This is a genomic window from Streptococcus sp. 2020WUSS084 (assembly GCF_044427445.1).
GTDB classification, from domain to species: domain Bacteria; phylum Bacillota; class Bacilli; order Lactobacillales; family Streptococcaceae; genus Streptococcus; species Streptococcus suis.
Genome location: NZ_JAOTGC010000009.1, coordinates 73217 through 92830, shown reverse-complemented (window position 1 = coordinate 92830; position 19614 = coordinate 73217). Strand labels below are relative to the sequence as shown.

General features: G+C 41.7%; 23 protein-coding genes. 9 read left to right on the top strand and 14 right to left on the bottom strand.

Annotated elements, in window-relative coordinates; all coding sequences use genetic code 11:
• Positions 1–228: 228 nt before the first annotated feature.
• Positions 229–1134, bottom strand: a complete 906-nt coding sequence (locus ODU50_RS06745; RefSeq protein WP_105153144.1) for an AEC family transporter — start codon at positions 1132–1134, stop codon at positions 229–231.
• A 299-nt stretch (positions 1135–1433) separates the two neighbouring features.
• Between ODU50_RS06745 and ODU50_RS06740 the strand changes: the two genes are divergently transcribed.
• Genes ODU50_RS06740 through ODU50_RS06725 form a run of 4 tightly spaced genes read left to right on the top strand, consistent with a single transcriptional unit; the run spans position 1434 to position 4291 of the window.
• Complete coding sequence (locus ODU50_RS06740) at positions 1434–1751, top strand: PadR family transcriptional regulator (protein ID WP_002937690.1); 318 nt, start codon at positions 1434–1436, stop codon at positions 1749–1751.
• Positions 1748–2860 (top strand): DUF4097 family beta strand repeat-containing protein, encoded by a 1113-nt coding sequence (locus ODU50_RS06735; RefSeq protein ID WP_105153145.1) that lies wholly within the window; start codon positions 1748–1750, stop codon positions 2858–2860. Before ODU50_RS06740 ends, ODU50_RS06735 begins: the two co-directional genes overlap by 4 nt.
• A gap of 11 nt (positions 2861–2871) precedes the next feature.
• The gene (locus ODU50_RS06730) at positions 2872–3450 is read left to right on the top strand and encodes a DUF1700 domain-containing protein (RefSeq protein ID WP_012027104.1); all 579 of its coding nucleotides are present in this window, start codon (positions 2872–2874) and stop codon (positions 3448–3450) included.
• Positions 3437–4291: a DUF4097 family beta strand repeat-containing protein gene (locus ODU50_RS06725; protein ID WP_105153146.1), complete on the top strand. Its 855-nt coding sequence runs from the start codon at positions 3437–3439 to the stop codon at positions 4289–4291. Before ODU50_RS06730 ends, ODU50_RS06725 begins: the two co-directional genes overlap by 14 nt.
• 35 nt (positions 4292–4326) lie before the next feature.
• On the opposite strand, the gene ODU50_RS06720 is transcribed toward ODU50_RS06725, so the two are convergent.
• Entirely contained in the window at positions 4327–4686 is a 360-nt protein-coding gene (locus tag ODU50_RS06720) for a DUF1304 domain-containing protein (protein WP_105153147.1), read from the bottom strand.
• 19 nt (positions 4687–4705) lie between these two features.
• Entirely contained in the window at positions 4706–5131 is a 426-nt protein-coding gene (locus ODU50_RS06715) for a MarR family winged helix-turn-helix transcriptional regulator (RefSeq protein WP_002937706.1), read from the bottom strand.
• Positions 5132–5292: 161 nt separating this feature from the next.
• Between ODU50_RS06715 and ODU50_RS06710 the strand changes: the two genes are divergently transcribed.
• From ODU50_RS06710 to ODU50_RS06700, 3 genes are read left to right on the top strand one after another with little or no spacing between them, the layout of a single operon-like run.
• Positions 5293–6051 (top strand): threonine/serine exporter family protein, encoded by a 759-nt coding sequence (locus tag ODU50_RS06710; protein WP_029176597.1) that lies wholly within the window; start codon positions 5293–5295, stop codon positions 6049–6051.
• 3 nt (positions 6052–6054) lie between these two features.
• On the top strand, positions 6055–6507 hold the full coding sequence (locus ODU50_RS06705) for a threonine/serine exporter family protein (RefSeq protein WP_024400719.1): 453 nt from the start codon (positions 6055–6057) through the stop codon (positions 6505–6507).
• Positions 6508–6563: 56 nt separating this feature from the next.
• The gene (locus ODU50_RS06700; protein WP_105153148.1) at positions 6564–7802 is read left to right on the top strand and encodes a cation diffusion facilitator family transporter; all 1239 of its coding nucleotides are present in this window, start codon (positions 6564–6566) and stop codon (positions 7800–7802) included.
• Between the two features lie 282 nt (positions 7803–8084).
• Here the strand turns inward: ODU50_RS06700 and ODU50_RS06695 are convergent, their stop codons facing one another.
• The 5 genes from ODU50_RS06695 to folE are packed head-to-tail and all read right to left on the bottom strand — an operon-like array spanning position 8085 to position 11670.
• The gene (locus ODU50_RS06695) at positions 8085–9395 is read right to left on the bottom strand and encodes a GntP family permease (protein ID WP_105153149.1); all 1311 of its coding nucleotides are present in this window, start codon (positions 9393–9395) and stop codon (positions 8085–8087) included.
• A 50-nt stretch (positions 9396–9445) separates the two neighbouring features.
• A complete protein-coding gene (folK, locus tag ODU50_RS06690; RefSeq protein WP_044676134.1) occupies positions 9446–9934 on the bottom strand; it encodes a 2-amino-4-hydroxy-6-hydroxymethyldihydropteridine diphosphokinase in 489 nt (162 codons plus the stop codon).
• A complete protein-coding gene (gene folB, locus ODU50_RS06685) occupies positions 9931–10293 on the bottom strand; it encodes a dihydroneopterin aldolase (RefSeq protein WP_012027113.1) in 363 nt (120 codons plus the stop codon). The genes folK and folB overlap by 4 nt, the downstream gene beginning before the upstream one ends.
• Positions 10286–11098 (bottom strand): dihydropteroate synthase, encoded by an 813-nt coding sequence (folP, locus tag ODU50_RS06680; RefSeq protein WP_105153150.1) that lies wholly within the window; start codon positions 11096–11098, stop codon positions 10286–10288. The genes folB and folP overlap by 8 nt, the downstream gene beginning before the upstream one ends.
• 8 nt (positions 11099–11106) lie before the next feature.
• Positions 11107–11670 (bottom strand): GTP cyclohydrolase I FolE, encoded by a 564-nt coding sequence (gene folE / locus ODU50_RS06675; RefSeq protein ID WP_002938082.1) that lies wholly within the window; start codon positions 11668–11670, stop codon positions 11107–11109.
• A gap of 166 nt (positions 11671–11836) precedes the next feature.
• On the opposite strand from folE, the gene ODU50_RS06670 reads away from it, so the two are divergent.
• Entirely contained in the window at positions 11837–12319 is a 483-nt protein-coding gene (locus tag ODU50_RS06670) for an 8-oxo-dGTP diphosphatase (protein WP_024381385.1), read from the top strand.
• A 48-nt stretch (positions 12320–12367) separates the two neighbouring features.
• Here ODU50_RS06670 and ODU50_RS06665 read toward each other — a convergent pair whose 3' ends face one another.
• Both ODU50_RS06665 and ODU50_RS06660 read right to left on the bottom strand, forming a co-directional pair.
• The gene (locus tag ODU50_RS06665) at positions 12368–13045 is read right to left on the bottom strand and encodes a DUF4956 domain-containing protein (protein ID WP_002938079.1); all 678 of its coding nucleotides are present in this window, start codon (positions 13043–13045) and stop codon (positions 12368–12370) included.
• The gene (locus ODU50_RS06660; RefSeq protein ID WP_105153151.1) at positions 13032–13775 is read right to left on the bottom strand and encodes a polyphosphate polymerase domain-containing protein; all 744 of its coding nucleotides are present in this window, start codon (positions 13773–13775) and stop codon (positions 13032–13034) included. The genes ODU50_RS06665 and ODU50_RS06660 overlap by 14 nt, the downstream gene beginning before the upstream one ends.
• 192 nt (positions 13776–13967) lie before the next feature.
• Between ODU50_RS06660 and ODU50_RS06655 the strand changes: the two genes are divergently transcribed.
• Positions 13968–14270, top strand: a complete 303-nt coding sequence (locus ODU50_RS06655) for a hypothetical protein (protein WP_105153152.1) — start codon at positions 13968–13970, stop codon at positions 14268–14270.
• Between the two features lie 125 nt (positions 14271–14395).
• Here the strand turns inward: ODU50_RS06655 and ODU50_RS06650 are convergent, their stop codons facing one another.
• From ODU50_RS06650 to ODU50_RS06635, 4 genes are all read right to left on the bottom strand, one after another.
• Complete coding sequence (locus tag ODU50_RS06650) at positions 14396–14662, bottom strand: DUF2087 domain-containing protein (RefSeq protein ID WP_105153153.1); 267 nt, start codon at positions 14660–14662, stop codon at positions 14396–14398.
• A 54-nt stretch (positions 14663–14716) separates the two neighbouring features.
• Entirely contained in the window at positions 14717–17116 is a 2400-nt protein-coding gene (gene pheT, locus ODU50_RS06645; RefSeq protein WP_105153154.1) for a phenylalanine--tRNA ligase subunit beta, read from the bottom strand.
• Positions 17117–17469: 353 nt separating this feature from the next.
• Positions 17470–18513: a phenylalanine--tRNA ligase subunit alpha gene (gene pheS / locus ODU50_RS06640; protein ID WP_002939760.1), complete on the bottom strand. Its 1044-nt coding sequence runs from the start codon at positions 18511–18513 to the stop codon at positions 17470–17472.
• A gap of 251 nt (positions 18514–18764) precedes the next feature.
• A complete protein-coding gene (locus tag ODU50_RS06635; protein ID WP_105153155.1) occupies positions 18765–19604 on the bottom strand; it encodes a DNA/RNA non-specific endonuclease in 840 nt (279 codons plus the stop codon).
• Positions 19605–19614 lie beyond the last annotated feature (10 nt).

Sequence of the window (19614 nt, the reverse complement as noted above, 5' to 3'; positions counted from 1 at the left end):
ACAGCCACTTTGTATGTGATAAACTATGTGCCTTTTGTGCCATACTTTTCTCCTCTCGCTTTACAATAGGCTTGAACACCTTTATTGTATCGCGTTTGGAGTTTTTTTGGTATAACCTTCGTCGCACACCCGCATAGCGGGTGGTTTATTTGTCACGCACCTTACGGAGCGTGACGGACTAAAAGTCACATAATATACAATCAAGCCCCCGCACACGCGGAGGCTTTTTTAAACAAATAGAAAAATAAGAAGAACCATCATGACTAGACTGACCAAAATAGATAAGGAGTTAACATTGGCAGGTTCAGCTGAGCGACTACCTAACTTTAATGCATATATTGGGGACATGACTGAAATCGGAGAGACTAGACAGACCAGCAACATGATTTTCATCGTTTTATCAATAGGTAGAAGAAAATAAATGACTCCTGCTATTAGAATATTTGCACCCAGCCTCAAAGAGAGAAGATAGACCAATCGACTAATTTCTTTCCAATTCAATTTTAAATCAAGCAAGATTCCCAACATGAGCATGGCTAAAAAAGGATTGGCGTTACTGGCTATCGTCAGCACAGAGATAAGTTCGCGTGGAAGTTTGATAGAACAGACTGCTAACGATAGGCTAACTAGATAGACTACTAGTGGAACTGAGCGTGAAAGATTCTTTATAAAAGTTGCAATGGTCATTCTTTCCTGCTCTTCATCCACACCAGCTGCGATACTGTAATTCCCACCTAGAACCATGATTGCATTCCCCGCATCAAATACGATAACGCTTAGTAGACTAGATAGCGGAAAAAAAGCTTGCACAAATGGGAGTGTAAAGGTTCCGATATTATAGCCTGATAGCTGCATAAGACCGACGGAAGTCTGTTGACCAGACTTCTTTGCCTCCCAGTATCCCACCATATCCCAAAAAAGATTACAAAGAATTCCTAATATGAAGGGAACATATAAATCTATAGATACTTGGGCTGTCGCTGAAGCTACAAGGAGAGAAGCTGGTAGCGTAATATTCATCACTAAGCTAGAAAAGATTGTCGCATCCTCCCTTCGAACAATCCCTTTGGCTTTTAATGTATAACCTAAACCGATAACAAAGATAAAACCAAGAGCACGAGCTATTATAGTCATTTAGTTTGCTTTTAGTACAAGGCAACGAGCTGCAGGCTGTACTGAAGTACGGCAAAGCGAGTTCAAACAATCCAGTGGAGTGTTTGAAGTTGGAAATAAGGAAACGGAGTTTCCTCTTACGTCGAAGTAATCAAAGATAAACTAGTGACTATAATTCAAGTTCATTCATGAAACTAGTATAGCATATAGAAAAGAATTTTGATGATATATAAAAATTTTATATAATCGCTTGATTTTACTAAACAATAGGTATATAATTTATATATAAAATAATTACATAAAGATAAAGAGGTGAGTTTATGTACTACCCCGTATCCTCTATCTTGATAGAATTTCTGGTATTAGCCATCGTGGAAAAGCAGGATTCCTACGGCTATGAAATCAGCCAAACCATCAAGATAGTTGCTGATATAAAGGAATCCACACTCTACCCTATTTTGAAAAAATTGGAAAAGGCTGGCTATGTCACCACCTACACCCAAGAATTTCAAGGGAGAAAGCGGAAATACTATACCATCACTCCTGCTGGACGTGAACACCTCCCCTTCCTGCAGGGTGAATGGAATAGCTACAAAGACCATATTGACGGAATTATAGAAGGGAGCTTACGAAAATGACACGCGCAGATTATTTGAACCAACTGGAACAAGCATTATTTCAACTTCATCCAAGTGCCAGACAGGAGGCTTTAGACTACTTTAATGAGTATTTTGACGAAAAGGATAACGACGAGGAAGCTATTATAGAGCTAGGAACACCTGATGAAGCAGCAAAAGAAATTATTGCCAATCTACCTGAAGATGCCCTAATCACCGAGAAAGACCAAGCAAGTCCACATTCATCTAAACCATTTGATTTCAACTTTGATTTTGACTTTCAATTTGACTGGGAGAATTTTTTCAACAATTTCAAACATTCAGCCTATCAAGCTAGGGAAAGAATTGAATTGACGGTGAAGATTGAAGAATTACCTGATTTTTCAAATCTACAGATTATTCTCGAAGATCAGGCTCTTAGTGTTCAAAGTTACGACGGAGAAGTTGTCTTATTGCACAATCCTGTTTCAGAAGATGGTAGCTACCAGGCTTTTGACTATCAACTAGTCCAAGATAGTTTGTACATATCTAGCAAGCCTACCCCTAATCACCTCTACTTCTCAAACAATCAAACCAGCTCTGCTATTCTCAAAATCCCTAAAAAAATCCTGCCCCTTACCAATCTCAATCTGAAAACGACAGATAGTAGTCTGACGATGGCGACTGTGCAGGCGAGCGAACAGCTAGTCATCAATGCAAAAGATAGCAGTATCAGCATGACGAAAGTGAGCTGCCCAAGCTCTGCTCTACGCTTAGAAGACTCTACACTAACTATCTCAGATGGACAGCTGAGCGAGTTAAAATTGGAAGCCAGCGATGCTGTTATCACTCTGACAAGCCTTAACCTAGCAAATGCAACCATACGCTTAGAAGACTGCGTCTGGAAGTTGAAGGATTTTGTCCTTGAAAAGAGCCTTAACTGCCAGGCTGAAGATTCTGTCTTAACCTATAAACCAAGTACAGACATCAGTTTGGACATCTGGGAGGAAGATTCTAGCCTTAAACTTCCAAAGGATAAGGCGTTTACAATGATGAAAGAGGGTGACATCACTCATCTCAGCTACAAGCAAGAAAATAGCCCTGCTCAGCTAGTTATTCATTGTCAAGACTGCCGGCTTAGTGTGGGATAAAGGAGGTTTCCATGAATCGCAAGGAATATTTACAGAAACTCGAAAAATATCTCAAAAACCTACCAAAAGAAGATTTTCAAGATACCTTGGACTATTTCAATGAATATTTTGACGAAAAGGAAAACGATGAGCAAGCTATTCAAGAGCTAGGCAGTCCAAAAGAAGCCGCCCATGAAATCCTAGCCAATCTCTATGATAAAGAGAAGACTGAGGATAAGCCAAATACCCGCAATATGGTCTGGCTGACCATCCTCTCTATCCTTGCCGCCCCAATCGGCGTCCCCCTAGCAATCACCTTGGTCGCCCTCTTCATCACCCTTCTCCTAATCATCTTTAGCCTCTTTCTGCTCCTTATCTCACTCTGGATTGTCCTCCTCAGTCTAGCAATCGCCCAGCTACTCCTCGCCTTTGACCTCTTCACACTATCATGGTCTACCTCCCTCCTCTTCACAGGCCTGGCCCTCATCTGCTTGGCCCTCACTCTATTGGGTAGTAAATTCACTCTAGACCTTGGAAGCAAAACCTTCTTGCTTGTTTTACATTGGATACAAAGAAAAATTCGCAAAGGAGGCTATTATGAAACAGCTTAAACCATTTACGAAAATCAGTCTGAGCCTGTTCACTCTTGGAACAATTCTCAGCCTAATCGGCTACTTTGCTGGTGGTTGGACAAATATGAAAACTGTTGCAGAAAACTATTTTCAGCCCCAAACGGCAAGCTTTACGGATATTCGTTCTATAGAGGTCAATGAAAAACTGTCCATTATGCCCTCGCCTGACAACCAATTCCACCTCCACTACTATCGAAATCAGCATAAGGACATCGACCACCTCAGTCACCAAGTCCAAGGTGGGAAATTAACCATTTCTAGTGCCTATCAAGGCATCGTTACTTATGATGGTTTACTCGAACCTATCTTAAATCTTGTCAATGACCAGAATGTTGCCTACTACCAACCTGTCTTACAGGTCCCTAAAAATAGCACAATCGAAACACTCTCAGGCAACCTTCAAGGAGACCTTTATCTGGATAAAGTAACTATTCAAAATCTTGAACTCACTGTAGAAGATGGGGATATGTTGATTGAAAACAGTCAACTCAGCTTTGCTCATTTGTCACACCTCAATGGAGAAGTAGCAATCAATCATTCCACATTAATAAGTCCGAAAGACATTTCCGATACTGTTGGCAGTAGCTTAACGATTGAGGATGGGGATTTTAAAGCTGAAAACCTAAAACTAGAAGGAAGACATAGTATCAGTAATTACGGTGGTTCAATCGACATTTCTCTTCATTCCAAAACAAAAACTGACATCCATATAGATGCCAGTCAAAATAATCTGGGAATTGACCTTCCAAACTATATTAATCCCAAAGCTACAAATTACCTCGATATCTCTACACCAGATGGGGAACTGAATATTCGGTAATTGCAAAAAGCCCTCCTCACGGAAGGCTTTTTAACTTATTTAAACAACAAAATAGAGATCAATGCTAAGATAGCTGGTCCACCTTGGGTTAAGATAATTTTTGGACTTGCTGTAATAGCACCATAAGCTGCTGCAGCAATAACATATAGAACAAAAATGCTTGTAATTTCTAGATTACCAGTAAAAATACCGTAGAACAAGAAAACCGCCAACAAGCTATTATAAATTCCTTGATTCTTGAACAATGCAGTCACAGACTTACGTTGTAATTCTTCCTTCTCCATATTGAATACGCGACTAGTAGAGTCTGAATGGGTCGCAAAGGTTTCCAAATACATGATATATAGGTGCTCAATAGCTACGATACTAGCTAGAATAGTGGTAAAAATAGACATAATGTCTCCTCTCAAAAAATTATATAGGTAGATTTTGCAAGCCAATCAACAGTTTATCAAGAGTGGCTAGGAATTGCTCGCTCTCCTCAACAGTTAGAATCTGATTCATCGAAGTTTTGATAGCTTGGTGGTGGGCAGAAGGATTCGTGATTAGCGCTTCTCTAGCCTGCTCAGTTGGCCAGACAAGTACTTCTCTCTGATTGTCGGGATTTCGCTTGCGAATGATATAGCCGCTCTCCTCCAACAATTTGAGATGACGCGTAACCGCTGCGCGGTCTATCTGAAGCCTCTCCTGCAAAGCCAACTGATGCAAGGGTGCATCTTTTAGCAATGTTTGCAATATTGAATAGCGTGTCAAACTGATTCCCAACTGCTTTTCAAAAAGATTGGAAATCGTCTCATCTGCCACTTTCAATCTGTATAACAAATCTTCCATTTCTTGCATTATCTACCTCTTTTGATTGATTAATCAATCATTGATGAGTCAATTATACTACAATCCGAACAATTTTCAACTATTTTGCCTATCTATTAAAAAAATATGTTGCCTACACCTATATTTTGTTATAATTAAGAAAATAACTAGCAGAGGGATGGCACTTACTTATGGAAAACACTCCTAGACTAAACTTGGTCATAGACGTGCTCATGCTCGCTGGTGCCATTTTGGCACAAAGCGGTGCAGAAATTCACCGAGTTGAAGATACCATGATTCGGATTGCACATTCACAAGGAATTGAACAGGCCAATGTCCTTGCCATCCCTGCTGCTATCTTTTTCTCCATCGACCATACGAATATTTCGCGTATGAAACGCATCGTAAATTCAAATTATGACATGCAGAAAGTTTGTGACGTCAACCAAATCTCCCGTTCCCTAGCCAATGAAGAAATCAGCCTAGAAGAAGCATGGAGCCAATTAAATGCAATCAAACAACAAAAGCCACCTTATAACAATATCCAAATAACCTTAGCTGCCGTAGTAGCCGCACCATTTTTTACCATCATGTTCGGAGGTTCTCTTTTAGATGCAGCAGGTGCTGTCCTCGCAACGGCTTTGGCTTTCCCTATCTCACTGATTGTCGAGCGCTACGTTGGAATTGATTTTGTTACCACCTTCGTTGGCGCCTTTGTCTTCTCACTTACCTCCTACTTATTAAGCGCAACCACTACTCTCCCCATTAATCCCAACTTAATTAACGCAGGGGCAGTCATGCCTTTTGTACCAGGGATTGCTTTTACAAATGCTGTAAGAGACCTTATGACCAATCATATCAATACAGGGATGACCAAATTTTTCCAAACAGCGCTTATTATTTTATCGCTCGGTGCAGGTACAACTGTGGCCTTTATGCTTGTGAGGTAATCTATGACACCAGTTAACTTCTTATTACAGGCACTCGCCTCTTATATCGCTATCGCAGCCTTCTTAATTGTTCTCAATGTTCAAAGAAAAATGCTAGTCCCTGGTGGACTCCTAGGCATGCTAGTCTGGCTCATCTATCTTTCATTATTAGGACCAACTAATGTACTGATTGCAACCTTCCTTGCAGCAATTATCGGATCTTGCATTAGTCAAATCATGAGTATTTTGCTTAAAACACCATCTGTTATTTTTTCACTTGCCATCCTAGCACCGCTTGTTCCAGGCTATCGAGCCTACATGACCACGACTTATTTCGTTTCTGGTGACCACGCTCAAGCCCTAACCAATATCACTACCGTCTTAACTTTAGCCTTAGTCATTCCCATCGGTATGGCCAGCGGAACAATATTATTACGCCTTTATAAGGTTCTTCGAACAGGCAAAAAAACAGCCTAACCCCTTGAAAATAAGGGGCCTTTTTGTTAAAATGAAAACTTATCAAAGGAGATGCTATGAACCAAAACGTAACCAATTTAAAACTTGCTGAACGTGGTGCCTTGCTATCTATCGGTGCCTATATTATCTTATCAGGTATCAAACTCGTTGCAGGACAGCTCTTTCATTCAGATGCCTTACGAGCAGATGCCTTCAATAATATTTCTGATATTATCGGTAATATCGCTGTACTTATTGGACTAAAAATGGCACAGAAACCAGCTGATACCGATCATAAATTTGGACACTGGAAAATGGAAGATTTAGCAAGCTTGATTACATCCTTCATCATGTTTGTCGTTGGTTTCCAAGTACTCTATGATACCCTCCAAAAACTAATCAGCAATTCTTCTATCGAAGTAGACATTATGGGGGCTATTGTCGGAATCTTTTCTGCACTAGTTATGTTAGCTGTTTATTTATATAATAACCGCTTGGCAAAAAAAGTACGTTCCAAGGCCTTAGAAGCAGCTGCCAAGGATAATCTATCCGATGCAGTCACTTCCATAGGAACTTCTATCGCAATCTTTGCTGCGGCTTTCAACTTCCCTATTGTCGATAAAATTGCAGCCATCATCATTACCTTCTTTATCCTAAAAACAGCCTACGATATTTTTATGGAAAGCTTCTTTACCCTATCTGATGGATTTGATGAAAACTTATTGAAAAAGTACGAGGAAGATATTCTCAAACTCCCAAAAATCGTTTCTGTCAAATCACAACGTGGTCGGACTTATGGAGCCAATATCTACCTTGATGTTGTTTTAGAAATGAATCCAGACTTATCCGTTTATGAAAGTCATGAAGTGACTGAGCAGGTTGAGCAACTCCTAACACTCAAACATGGAGTTTTTGATGTGGATATTCACGTAGAACCATCTGAAATTCCACACGATGAGATGTATGAGCATGTGTATGACAAACTCTTCCGTTTTGAAACAGAGATACAAGCACATGCTAATGGATATGAAGAATTGATTGACGATCAGTATCTCTTAATTGATGCCAAAGGCCACTACCGAAATAAAACTCAGATGCTTGCCGACCACCCCATCCAAACGACGTATTTATCAAATTACCAAATGACATCTATTAGCCATAAATCAAAATTAGTTACGTTTGAAATTGGTGATTATGTTCATACATCACTTTGGCGCCGTCATGAAAATTGGACTGTTATTTTCCATCAAATTTCAAAGAAGCAAGCCTCTCAGAACGAAGCTACTGAAAAAATCTCTGATTTGCATAATCCATAATAAAAAATAGGAATTTTCCCTGAATTATAGGGAGAATTCCTACTTTTTTAACCTTCCTTTTGAGCTATTATAGTCTTTTATACTCAATTTGTAGTTATTTAGTTTTTGTTTAGTATCTGATAAAAGCTAAATAACTATAGAAGATTAGAGCTTACTGTTTTTGGATTTCGTTGATTATTATATTATAAAGAAAAAGCCTCTACCCGAATAAATATTGGAGTAGAGGTTTTAACTGAATGATATTGCCCATTGGCAGGGCTTTTATTTGTTTGTTAATCAATCCTAATATAGCAAAGGTACCAACAGTAAAATCACAAGTAAGGCTAACAAATGCCCAACTGTCACTAGGATAAACGAATACTTGAGGCCACGTTTCATACTTAATTTCGAAAGATTGTGGAAGGTAATCATCACACCAGACTGAGGCATAACTGTCAAGATAGCCGATGCAACAACTACTACACGATGCAACAACTCCGGATTAATCCCCATTTCCAAATAGGCAGGAAGGAAATTACTTGAAGCAATACCTATCGCACCAGAAGATGAACCGATAATGCCACTAATCAATGCTGTCGAAACAGATAAACTGATTAGCGGTGATCCTGGTATTTGTTGAATCCATTCTTGAATGACTGCAAAACCTGCTGACAAGGTTAACACCGTCCCAAATGCTACGGTACTAGAAGTTGCAAAAGCAGGCACTATAGATGCTGTTGTCGCAGCATTCAAAATTTCTTTTTGATTTGGCAGATATGGATAAAAAATCAAGGCTGATAGAAGGATAGAGACCAACAATCCGATTGCCAGGACATTCGGAGTTTTACTCATTAGGAAAATCGTCCCAATAAGACTGAATAGAGGCAAGACTGATAAAAATAGATTTGGTGTCTTATCAGCTCCCACTACTGCAGTTTCATCCTCTTCTTCCGTATACGTCTCTCCATTTGCTAGACTTTTCTTGAGGCAGTAGGCCATGTAGAGCAAGCCAAATACTAATAGCGTCAAGCTGGCTGCCAAACTGATAACGGGTGCCGCGGTCAAGCTAGTTCCCAAAACTTTTGTCGGAATGACATTCTGGATGGAAGGTGCCCCAGGAAGAGTTGTCATCGTATAGGTACCTGCTCCCAAAAAGACAGGAATCGGAAAAAGTGCCCAGTTGATATTCAACTCTTTAAAGAGGGGGCGTGAAAGGGGAAGCAAGGTAAAAATGACTACAAAAATACTCACACCACCATAGGTCAGAATAGAAGCAATCAAAGTGATGGCTAACAAGCCCTTATAGGGACTATCTTTTCCCATTACTTTCAAAATGCTATTGGCAATCGTCTGCGTAGCTCCACTTGCCTCCATATAACGTGCCAAGATAGACCCCAACATAAAGATGGCAAAATTATTAATCAAAAAACCTGCTAAGCCCGCCATATAAGACTGCTCTTTGCCCAACATAACTTCCAAAACATTCATCTGATTGGTCAGAATGATGATTAAACTAGCTAGTGGTGCAGCAATGATCACATGTAAATTTTTTGATGTCCAATAAACAATAGCTACAATAGCCAATAAAACTCCTAAAGTTGCTAAAATTGTCATAAAACTCCTTTATCTATTCTATCCTCTAATAAACCTAGTATCAGAGGCAACTATTTGAAAATTTTTATATCTTTTTGTTCCCCTAGTTCTGCAAGCAAGTCCGATACCACTTTTTTCAAAATTGGGTGACGGTAATCAGAAGCAATCTCAGCAAGAGGTTTGAGAACAAATGCTCTTTCATGGGCGTAGGGATGGGGAACAATCAGATTCTCTTCTTGAATCTTCTCCTCATCCCAAAAAATAATATCCAAATCAATGGTCCGTTGTCCCCATTTTTCAATCCGTACTCTGTCCAACTCTTGTTCGATGTTCTGGCAAACGCTTAGAAAATCCTGAGCAGACAAATCAGTATACACTTGACAGGCTAGATTGAGGAAATCAGCCTGGTCGGTCTTGCCCCAAGCTGGAGTTTCATAAATGTTGGAAACTAAGCCAAGCTGGCAACCTGGATGACTGGCTAATTTGTCTAGGGCTGCCTGTAAATAAGCTTGCCGATTGCCCATGTTCCCTCCGATACTGAGATAGGCTAGATACTTCATGGTCGTTCACGCTCCAATTCAATTCCGACAGAATCATAGTGTCCAGCAATGGGCGGATTTTCCTTGTAAATGGCCAAGCGAATCTTCTCCACCTTTGGAAATTGATCAAAAATCTCCTGACAAATAACACCTGCTACCTTTTCAATGAGAATATAGGGCTTGCCTTCCACAACTGCTTTAATGGTTTCAAAGACCATACCATAGTGAACTGTGTCTTCTAAATTGTCAGTTTGTGAAGCTGCTGTCAGGTCAACAAACAAATCACAGTCAACTGTGAAAATTTGACCAAGAACTTGTTCTTCTTTGAAGGCACCATGGTAGCCGTAAAAACGGCATTTATTGAGAGAAATCTTATCCATGTTGACCTCCAGAAGTCAATTGGTCCCAAACCTTAACGATATCACGGTTGGCAGCGACATTGTGAACACGGACCATTTTACAGCCTTTTTGGACTGCCCAGGCAGATAAGGCTGCCGTTGCTTGATCGCGGTCAGTTGGTAAACTATTGCCCCCAAGCAGATAATCCACCACGCGCTTACGAGATATTCCAAATAGAACGGGATAACCAAGAGCAGTAATCTGTTCCAAACCTTGCAAGAGGTCCAGATTATGTTGGACACTCTTCGAAAAGCCAAATCCTGGATCCAACCAAATCTGGTCTGCGGAAACACCAGCATCAAGTGCTGCTTGGGCACGCTCAGCTAGAAAGTTTTTGACCTCTCCAACAACATCCGCATAGCTTTCATCTTTCTGGTTGTGCATGAGAATAATTGGTACCTTGTACTCCGCAGCCAGGGCTAACATATCTCCATCATAAAGTCCTGCCCAGACATCATTTAAAATATCTGCGCCTGCTTCCAAGGCTGCACGTGCAGTTCCTGTTTTATAGGTATCGACGCTGACAAGACAGTCATAGTTTTCTTTGATAGCGCGGATAATCGGAACCACGCGAGCAATCTCGTCTTCTTCAGACACAAATGTTGCACCTGGACGAGTGGACTCACCACCAACATCAATGACGGTCGCACCGTCAGCCAACATCTTTTCTACTTGTACCAGGGCTGCTTCTACTTCATTATAGTGACCACCATCTGAAAATGAATCTGGCGTCACATTGAGAATCCCCATAATGGTTACTTGATTCGCTAACTGTTCGATTGACATAGAACCTCCTATTTATTGTGAATCATGGACAAGAGTTCACGGCGCAAAATAGCATCTTCCTTATATTTGCCAAGGGCAACTGTGGTCACTGTCTTACTACCTGGCTTGCGAATACCACGCATACTCATACACATATGCTCTGCTTCGACCATGACAAAAACGCCTTCTGGTTCAAGGGCATCTTGAAGGGCATGAGCAACTTGATGAGTTAAACGCTCCTGCAATTGAGGGCGACGACTTGCTACCTCCACTGCACGCGCCAATTTGCTAAGACCTGTCACCCGCCCCTTACTCGGAATATAGGCTACATGGGCAATGCCATAAAAGGGTACCAAATGGTGTTCACACATAGAATGAAAAGGAATATCCTTGACCAAAACAACCTCTTCATGACCTTCTGAAAAGACAGCTGTAAATTGGTCTTTGGGATCCTCTTCTAGGCCGTTAAACATTTCTAAATACATCTTAGCGACCCGTTTAGGCGTATCTAATAAACCTTCACGATTCGGGTCCTCACCCAATAATTCTAATAATTGATAAATTGTTTGTTCGATTTGTTCTTGTTTTGACATAGTGCATCCTAAATAGTTTGATGTTCTTATTATACCTCAAAAACTGTTTTCAGAAAAGGGCTTTCAGTATGCTAATCCCAAAACTGTCCCCTACCAGAGCACCAAGCAGGTGTCCCTACTCCCACCTTTGTGGTATAATAGGATAAATCAACTACAAGGAGCCTCTATGACCAAGAAACCCGTCCAACTCGCTACGATTTGCTACATTGATAATGGCAAGGAATTTCTTCTCCTTCATCGAAACAAGAAAGAAAACGATGTCCATCAAGGAAAATGGATTGGGGTCGGTGGCAAGCTGGAACCTGGCGAAACACCACAGGCTTGCGCTATTCGTGAAGTCTTTGAGGAAACTGGGCTTACTGTAACAAAGCATGCTCTAAAAGGAGTGATAACCTTCCCAGACTTTACTCCAAACACAGACTGGTACACCTATGTCTTTAAGATAACTGGTTTTGAAGGAAGTCTTATTGACTGCAATGAAGGTGACTTAGAGTGGGTTCCCTATGACCAAGTCTTGTCCAAACCAACTTGGGAGGGCGACCGGCATTTTCAAGAATGGCTATTAGAGGACAAACCATTTTTTTCCGCTTGCTTCCGCTATGATGGGGACAAACTGCTTGATTACAGTGTTGATTTTTATGAAGAATAAGCTAATAAAAAACGAAAAAAGCCTTGGAAATCCAGGGCTTCTTTGATATTACAAATACTTCTTCTTCGGCATTTGCTTGTTTAATACGACATCCAAGGGACCGGCTGACAATACTGTATCTACCAAACGTTTATCTGTAATTTTCTTATCAAGAAGGACTTGATATTCTAAAACAAGTGCTTCTTTTTTCTTTTTGTATTTAAGGGATAATAAATCAGACTGCTTGCAAGATTTACCAAATTGATTTTCAAAAAATTGATCGTAGTCAAAATTCATTGGCACTGTCACCAAGAGATGACGACGATTTTGATTGACTTGGGCAAAGCTGATATTTTCAAAAATCAAGATACAAGCAGATAGGATGACCGTCATGAAGACAGCCAAACCTAGGAAGCCCATCCCTGTCGCTAGACCGATTGCCATCGCTAAGAGGACTGCAAGCATTTCCTTTGAAGAACCTGCTGCTGAGCGGAATTTAATTAGACTGAAAGTCCCTGCTACTGCAACACCCGCTCCCAAGTTACCATTAACTAATGCAATAATAACAGCAATCAATGCCGGCATCAGACTTAGTGTGATGACAAATTCCTTTGTATAATTAGATTTATATTTATAAACAGCCGCTAAGAGTACCCCCATGGATAGACTAACTCCAAAAACCATGGACATTTGCGCTAAGGTAATATTGCTATTGGCCGTTGAAAAGATACTATTAAACAGCTGCATGTTTGCTTACTTCCTCTCCAGTGATGTTGTGGGCAAGCTTATAGGCATTGCCATATTTTGAAAATGATTGCTTTTCGATTTGGTATTTTTCGAGCAGGGCTACCAACCAGTCTGGTCGTTCTTCTGGAACTTTTACTTCCATGATTACTTTGGTTGGGTCTAATAGGTTCTTACCAAATTTACCTTCCATTGCATCCACATCGTAGTCTCGATAAAGTAAGTTCTTATCGATTGTGAGACGAACTTTTTTGTCTTCGATTCCTTTATAGGATACGCGATCGTAGTAGATATACATCTTCGGCTTAATAGTACCGTAGCGTTCTCTCAACATTTCGAGTTCTGAGGTTACCTTATCATCCTTAATTGTGGAATCAATCACTCCATTTTCGACATAATTTGTTACAGAAACAGGGTTTGAAGTTAAGCGGTATTTATAGCCAATTTTATTTTCTTTTTTCTTGATTTCAAGAAAAGCTTGACTCGATTCAGATGGTGTCACATCATAGACACGCATCCGAATTTTCTCACGTCCATTCTTTTTGGCAAGTGAATCTTGAACCATATCAAAATCTTCATTATCAAAGTAGATATTGGTAATCGTTGATGTCGCAAACTCATCTGCCATCATGTACTGACGAAGTTCCTTTTCTAAAAGTTCAAAAGTTTTTTTATCAACGATATATTTAGTCTCTTTACGCTTAAACTGCTTTTGTACGATTCTTGTTTTCATTATTGTGCCTCTTCTATCCTAAATTTTGACAGGTCCCTGTCTTGTTTACAAGATATAGTTTACCGACCTAGCTTTAAATGAAACTGAAAATAAAATTAAACAAAACTTAAACTACAATAAAGTTGAAATTCTTTTGTCACATTCTAATCTATGCTACAATAGTCCTATCAATAGTAAGGCAAGGAGAAACCCATGTACGAATTTGTCCTAGAATACGGCTCTTTCCCCGTAAAACTCATCGACGGTTTTGTCAACAATCGCTCAGAAATCCCTGATTTTCTCAAAGAAGACGAAGAAATGATTGCCCGCTTGAATGAGATTAACGAACTCTTCCACCAACTTTTCTTAACCATCGAACGCAAGTTTGACTATATCGGCAAACAATTTCCTGACAAGATCGAACAACTACGAGAACTCTATCATCCCCTGGCAGACGATTTACTAGCCAAGTATGGCAACCAGATAGAGTTGAAGATTGAACCTTTTATTTTGTAATACTCAATGAAAATCAAAAGTAGCCTAGGAAACGAAGGCGAAGATAGAACTAGAGTTCATCAAGGCAAGTTGACAACGGATAATTTTGATTTTCGAAGAGTATAAGACAAAAGAGATGACCGCAATCATCTCTTTTTTTCTATTCTGTATTCCAAACCATACTGGTCACGCGACAAGTAGCCGTAGTCCACCAAGTAGCGTCTCAATATAGCATAATCATCATAGACTTCAGCTAGAAAGGCATTGACTTCTTTTTCTGTGAATGCCGAGCCTTTCTTAGCCAACTCTTCTTGTAAATAGGCAAACAAGACCTGCTTACTTTTTAATTTTTTAGGAATAACGATAAGCTTGCCTTCTCGAAAAAATTTTTCTTGAATATCTTGAATGTTCATACTTCCCTCCAAAAAATCCTAGCCCGCTGACTAGGATTTCACAAGATTTACATGTTAACGAATTTCAGCACCAAGCTCTACCAAAGCCTTACTAATTTTCTCCATGTACTTAGCCACTTCCTCATCCGTCAGGCTATCCGCAGGATTTTGGAAGGTCAGGTTATAAGCCATCGATTTCTTACCAGCCTCAATATTGCTACCCGCGTAAACGTCAAAGAGGGTCACTTTAGTCAAGCGTTTGACGCCAGCACCGGCAATAGCATTCAGGACATCCTGATGCTTGACATCACTGCTCAAAAGCAGGGCAATATCACGGCTAACCGCTGGGAATTTGGAGATTTCGGTAAATGGCTGAGCAGGCTGGAGAGCTTCTTCAATCGCATCCAGATTGATTTCAGCCACATAAGTCTCAGGAATACCGTAGTCCTTGGCCGTTTGAGGATGTACCTGACCGACAAAGCCGATAACCGCCCCATTCAAATGGATTTCAGCTGTCCGACCTGGGTGCAAGGCTGCAATCTCACTTGTGGCTACAAAATCAACCGCCAACTTATAGTGACCAAAGATTGCTTCCAAAATCCCTTTGGCATGGAAGAAATCAACTGGCACAGCTGGTGTTTGGAAGTCTTTCTCAGCTACCAAACCAGTCAAGACAAGGGCAAACTTGTTGATTTCTTGTGGCAGGTCCCCTTTTGGATTGCCAGACTGTTCAAAGATCTTACCGATTTCGTAAAGAGCCAAGTTCTTGTTCTTACGAGCCACGTTGTAGGCAACTGTGTCAAGCATACCAGACACCATGTTCTGACGGAGGGCAGAGCGGTCAACCGTCATTGGCCACATGAGTTCGGTGACTGTGGTTGGACGAGCAGCAAACTCCACAGCCTTTTCAGGCGTTGTCAAGGCATAGGAAATGATTTCTGTCAGTCCTGCACCTTCTGCCATGCTACGAACTTGGCGACGGATGTTCTGGGTCAGGGTCAACTCACCTGCTGTTCCATCCTCTTTCGGAAGAGTAGTCGGCAGATTATTGTAGCCATAAATACGAGCGATTTCCTCCACCAAGTCTGCTGGAATGCGAATGTCCCAACGGCGACGCGGTACTGCGACTGTAAACTGACTTGCATCGCCAGTTGTTTCCACACCTAAACGACGGAAAATGTCTGCGATTTGGGCATAGTCCAGATTGGTCCCGAGCGAGCGGTTAACGTAATCAATGGTCGCTGTGACTGGGACATCCGATGTGTCCACGCTACCCGCAGAAACGATGCCAGACAAGACCTGACCGCCAGCCAATTCCGCAATCATAGCAGCTGCTGTGTCCATGGCCTCCGTCAAGGTTGCCACGTTGATGCCTTTTTCAAAGCGAGAAGAGGACTCAGAGCGAAGGTTGAGGCGACCTGAGGTCTTGCGGATAGACTTGCCGTCAAAGAGGGCAGCTTCCAGCACAACCGTTTTAGAGTTGTCGTCAATCTCTGTGTTGGCACCACCCATGACACCACCGAGGGCAACCGCCTTGTCCCCAACGGAAATGACGATGTCATCAGCAATCAAGTCACGCTCTTCACCGTCAAGCGTTACCAAATTCTCACCTTCTTTTGCCTGACGAGCCACGATTTTCTTGCCGTCAAACTTGTCAAAGTCAAAGGCGTGCACTGGCTGACCGAAGTAGAGCAAGATGTAGTTAGTGATGTCCACCACGTTGTTGAACGGGCGGATACCTGCGTTCATGAGCAGGTTTTGCAACCACTGTGGGCTCGGTGCGATGGTCACATTTTCAATGACACGAGCTGTGTAGGCAGCCACCTTGTCTGACTCAATGGCTACTTCAATCACATCGCTGGCCTTCTTGTCGCTTTCCTCCAAGGTCACAGGCTTGAAGTTAACCTTGCTATCATAGATAGCAGCTACTTCGTGAGCCACACCACGCATAGAAAGGGCGTCGGCACGGTTTGGCGTGATAGACAGCTCGATAATCTCGTCATCTAGGTCAAGGTATGAAAAGACTGGCTCACCCACGACTGCATCTTCGGGAAGGTGGTAGATTCCGTCCGCATAGACTTTTGGCACCACAGAGTCAGACACGCCGATTTCGCTCAATGAGCAGAGCATCCCCAAGGACTCAACGCCGCGGATTTTACCTTTCTTGATCTTGTAGTTGCCAGCGATACGCGCACCTGGCAGAGCAACGATCACCTTGATGCCAGGCTTGACATTTGGAGCACCGCAAACGATTTGCGTGATTTCCTCACCAACATTGACCTGGCAGATGTTGAGGTGGGTATCAGGAATTGGCTCAGCAGACACAACCTGACCAACAACCAACTTAGACAGGCCTGCGCTCTTTTGCTCAACCCCTTCTACCTCAATCCCTGTAGTTGACATTTTTTCAGACAAGTCATGGCGTGTCGCATCAAAGTCAACGAGTTCTTTTAACCATTTGTAACTTACTAACATAACTTTTCTTTCTTTATTTTTTTAGAAAACACTACTTTTTCAGCTGTAAACCTAGTGAGAGGAGTAGGTAGACCGCTATGGCAGCTACCGTTTCTCTCAAACAACAATTTACTAATTTTATCGAATTACGACGGATTTCAAGCAAAACGATATTTTTTGCTTGAAATCCTAGTAAGGTAACTAGGAAAGTCGCTTAATACGATTTCCTTCTACTCACTCCTGCGGAGTTACGACGTTCTAAGGTTGAAAACGATACTTTTTCAACCTTAGAACTAGTGAGGGGAGTAGGTAGACCGCTATAGCGGCTACCGTCCTGTTTCTAGATACTTTCAGTATCAGAAACAGGGCTCACATCAAAATTGCTCCGAGAATCGTACATCGCCTTGGTAGAAACCACGAATATCGTTGATACCGTAGCGGAGCATGGCAATGCGTTCCTGACCGAGACCGAAGGCAAAGCCAGAGTACTTGGTTGAGTCAATGCCACTCATTTCCAATACTTGTGGGTGGACCATGCCGGCACCGAGGATTTCAATCCAGCCTGTTTTCTTACATACGTTACAGCCGTCACCACCACACTTGAAGCAAGAAACATCCACCTCAACAGATGGCTCTGTGAATGGGAAGTAAGATGGACGGAGACGAATTTGACGCTCTTCACCGAACATCTTCTTGATAATCATTTCAAGCGTACCTTTGAGATCCCCCATGGATACATTTTCACCGACAACCAAGCCTTCAATCTGATGGAACTGGTGGCTGTGGGTCGCATCGTCCGTATCACGACGGAAAACACGACCTGGCGAAATCATCTTCAAGGCACCTTTTGAGAAATCATGCTGGTCCATGGTCCGTGCCTGAACAGGTGATGTATGGGTCCGCATAAGAATTTCTTCTGTGATGTAGAAGGTATCTTGCATATCACGTGCTGGGTGGTCTTTTGGCAAATTCATGCGCTCAAAGTTGTAGTAATCTTTTTCCACTTCAAATCCGTCAACGATTTGGAAGCCCATGCCCAAGAAAATATCTTCGATTTCTTCAGAGGTCTGGGTCAAGACATGGCGTTTTCCGACCTTAACCTGACGACCTGGCAAGGTTACATCAATGGTTTCTGAAGCTAGTTGCTGTTGAATTTTTGCGGCTGCAACCTTCTGAGCGGTTTCTTCAAAGGCAGCTGTCAGCACATCACGCACCTCATTGACCTGCTTACCAACGATTGGTTTCATGTCGTTAGATAGGTCTTTCAAACCTTTCAACAGGTCAGTCAAGGACCCTTTTTTACCCAAAACCGCAACACGCAGATCTTGAAGTTCTTTTTCTCCTTGGTGCTGGATTTCTTTTAACTTTTCAAGTGTAGTTTGGCTTAATTCAGCCAACTGTTGTTCAATGTTTGACATAATTCCTCCAATAAAAAAACGCATGACACCACTCGTATCGGAGCGTTGTCACGCGGTACCATCCGTTTTCATCTGCTAGGCAGACCTTAGTTCTAAGTCTTTGTGTGAGTGAATTCGACCAACTTTCACTGATTGAGCTTGCAGTCACGGCTCAACTCCCTGGACAGTTTCCATAGGTGTACTAGTCTCACAGACTTCTATTCAATTAGTTCTAGTTTAACAAAATATAAGCAATTTAGCAACTAATTTCTTTATTCATTCACCGTGATTTCACCACTATGATAGTTGATACTGAGACCACTCTGCACATTTGGAACGAACACATTGAACTCTAGGCTACCATCTGCTGCTTTTGCCTCTAGATGGCTTCCGACAGGAACAAGGTCTTCACTCTCAGCATACACCAAGGTCACACGATAGCGGACACGCTTATTTTTATCCAAGGCCCGCCGAATCTGACTTTCAAAATAATTCTGCCCAGTTGAAGTTTGGTCGTTAGCTTGGTTGGACCAAGCTGTTTGAACCGCAATATTCTTAGGATTGCTGGTTGAAGCATCAAAACTAGACAATCCACCAATCAAAGCATAACCTAGGAGGTGCCCACGGTCCACTGCATGGTCATATTCTCCAGTTAAATCATGGACCTGATGCCAACCCGCAGGTGTCCAAGAAGTTCGACCATTTCCTGTTTCTTCACGGTCCTTATACTGACGTGTAGATTTGGCTAAAAGCGCATTGGCTACTGTTGGAACCGTTTCTCCCTGGACTGTTTTTGTCTTATTATCACCATAAGGAACACTGGCAACCGATGCATCTAAATCCGTTTGATTACCGTTAATAATAAATGCTCCAGCGCCATTCCATTCAATCGAATTCCCCAGTTGCTTTTTTACATCTTCTGTCAATACCGAACTAGCCAGTTCCTGACTAGGTGTGCTCTCGCTTGCCTTAGACTGATTGACATAATAGGAATAATCAGCAACGTTACTGCTCTTGTTATCACTTAAAAGATAGCCACCCGCTACTACAACAATCGTAGCCAATAAGCTGAGCAGACTCATCGCTTGTTTTTTTACATTTTTCTTCGCCATTCTCTCTCCA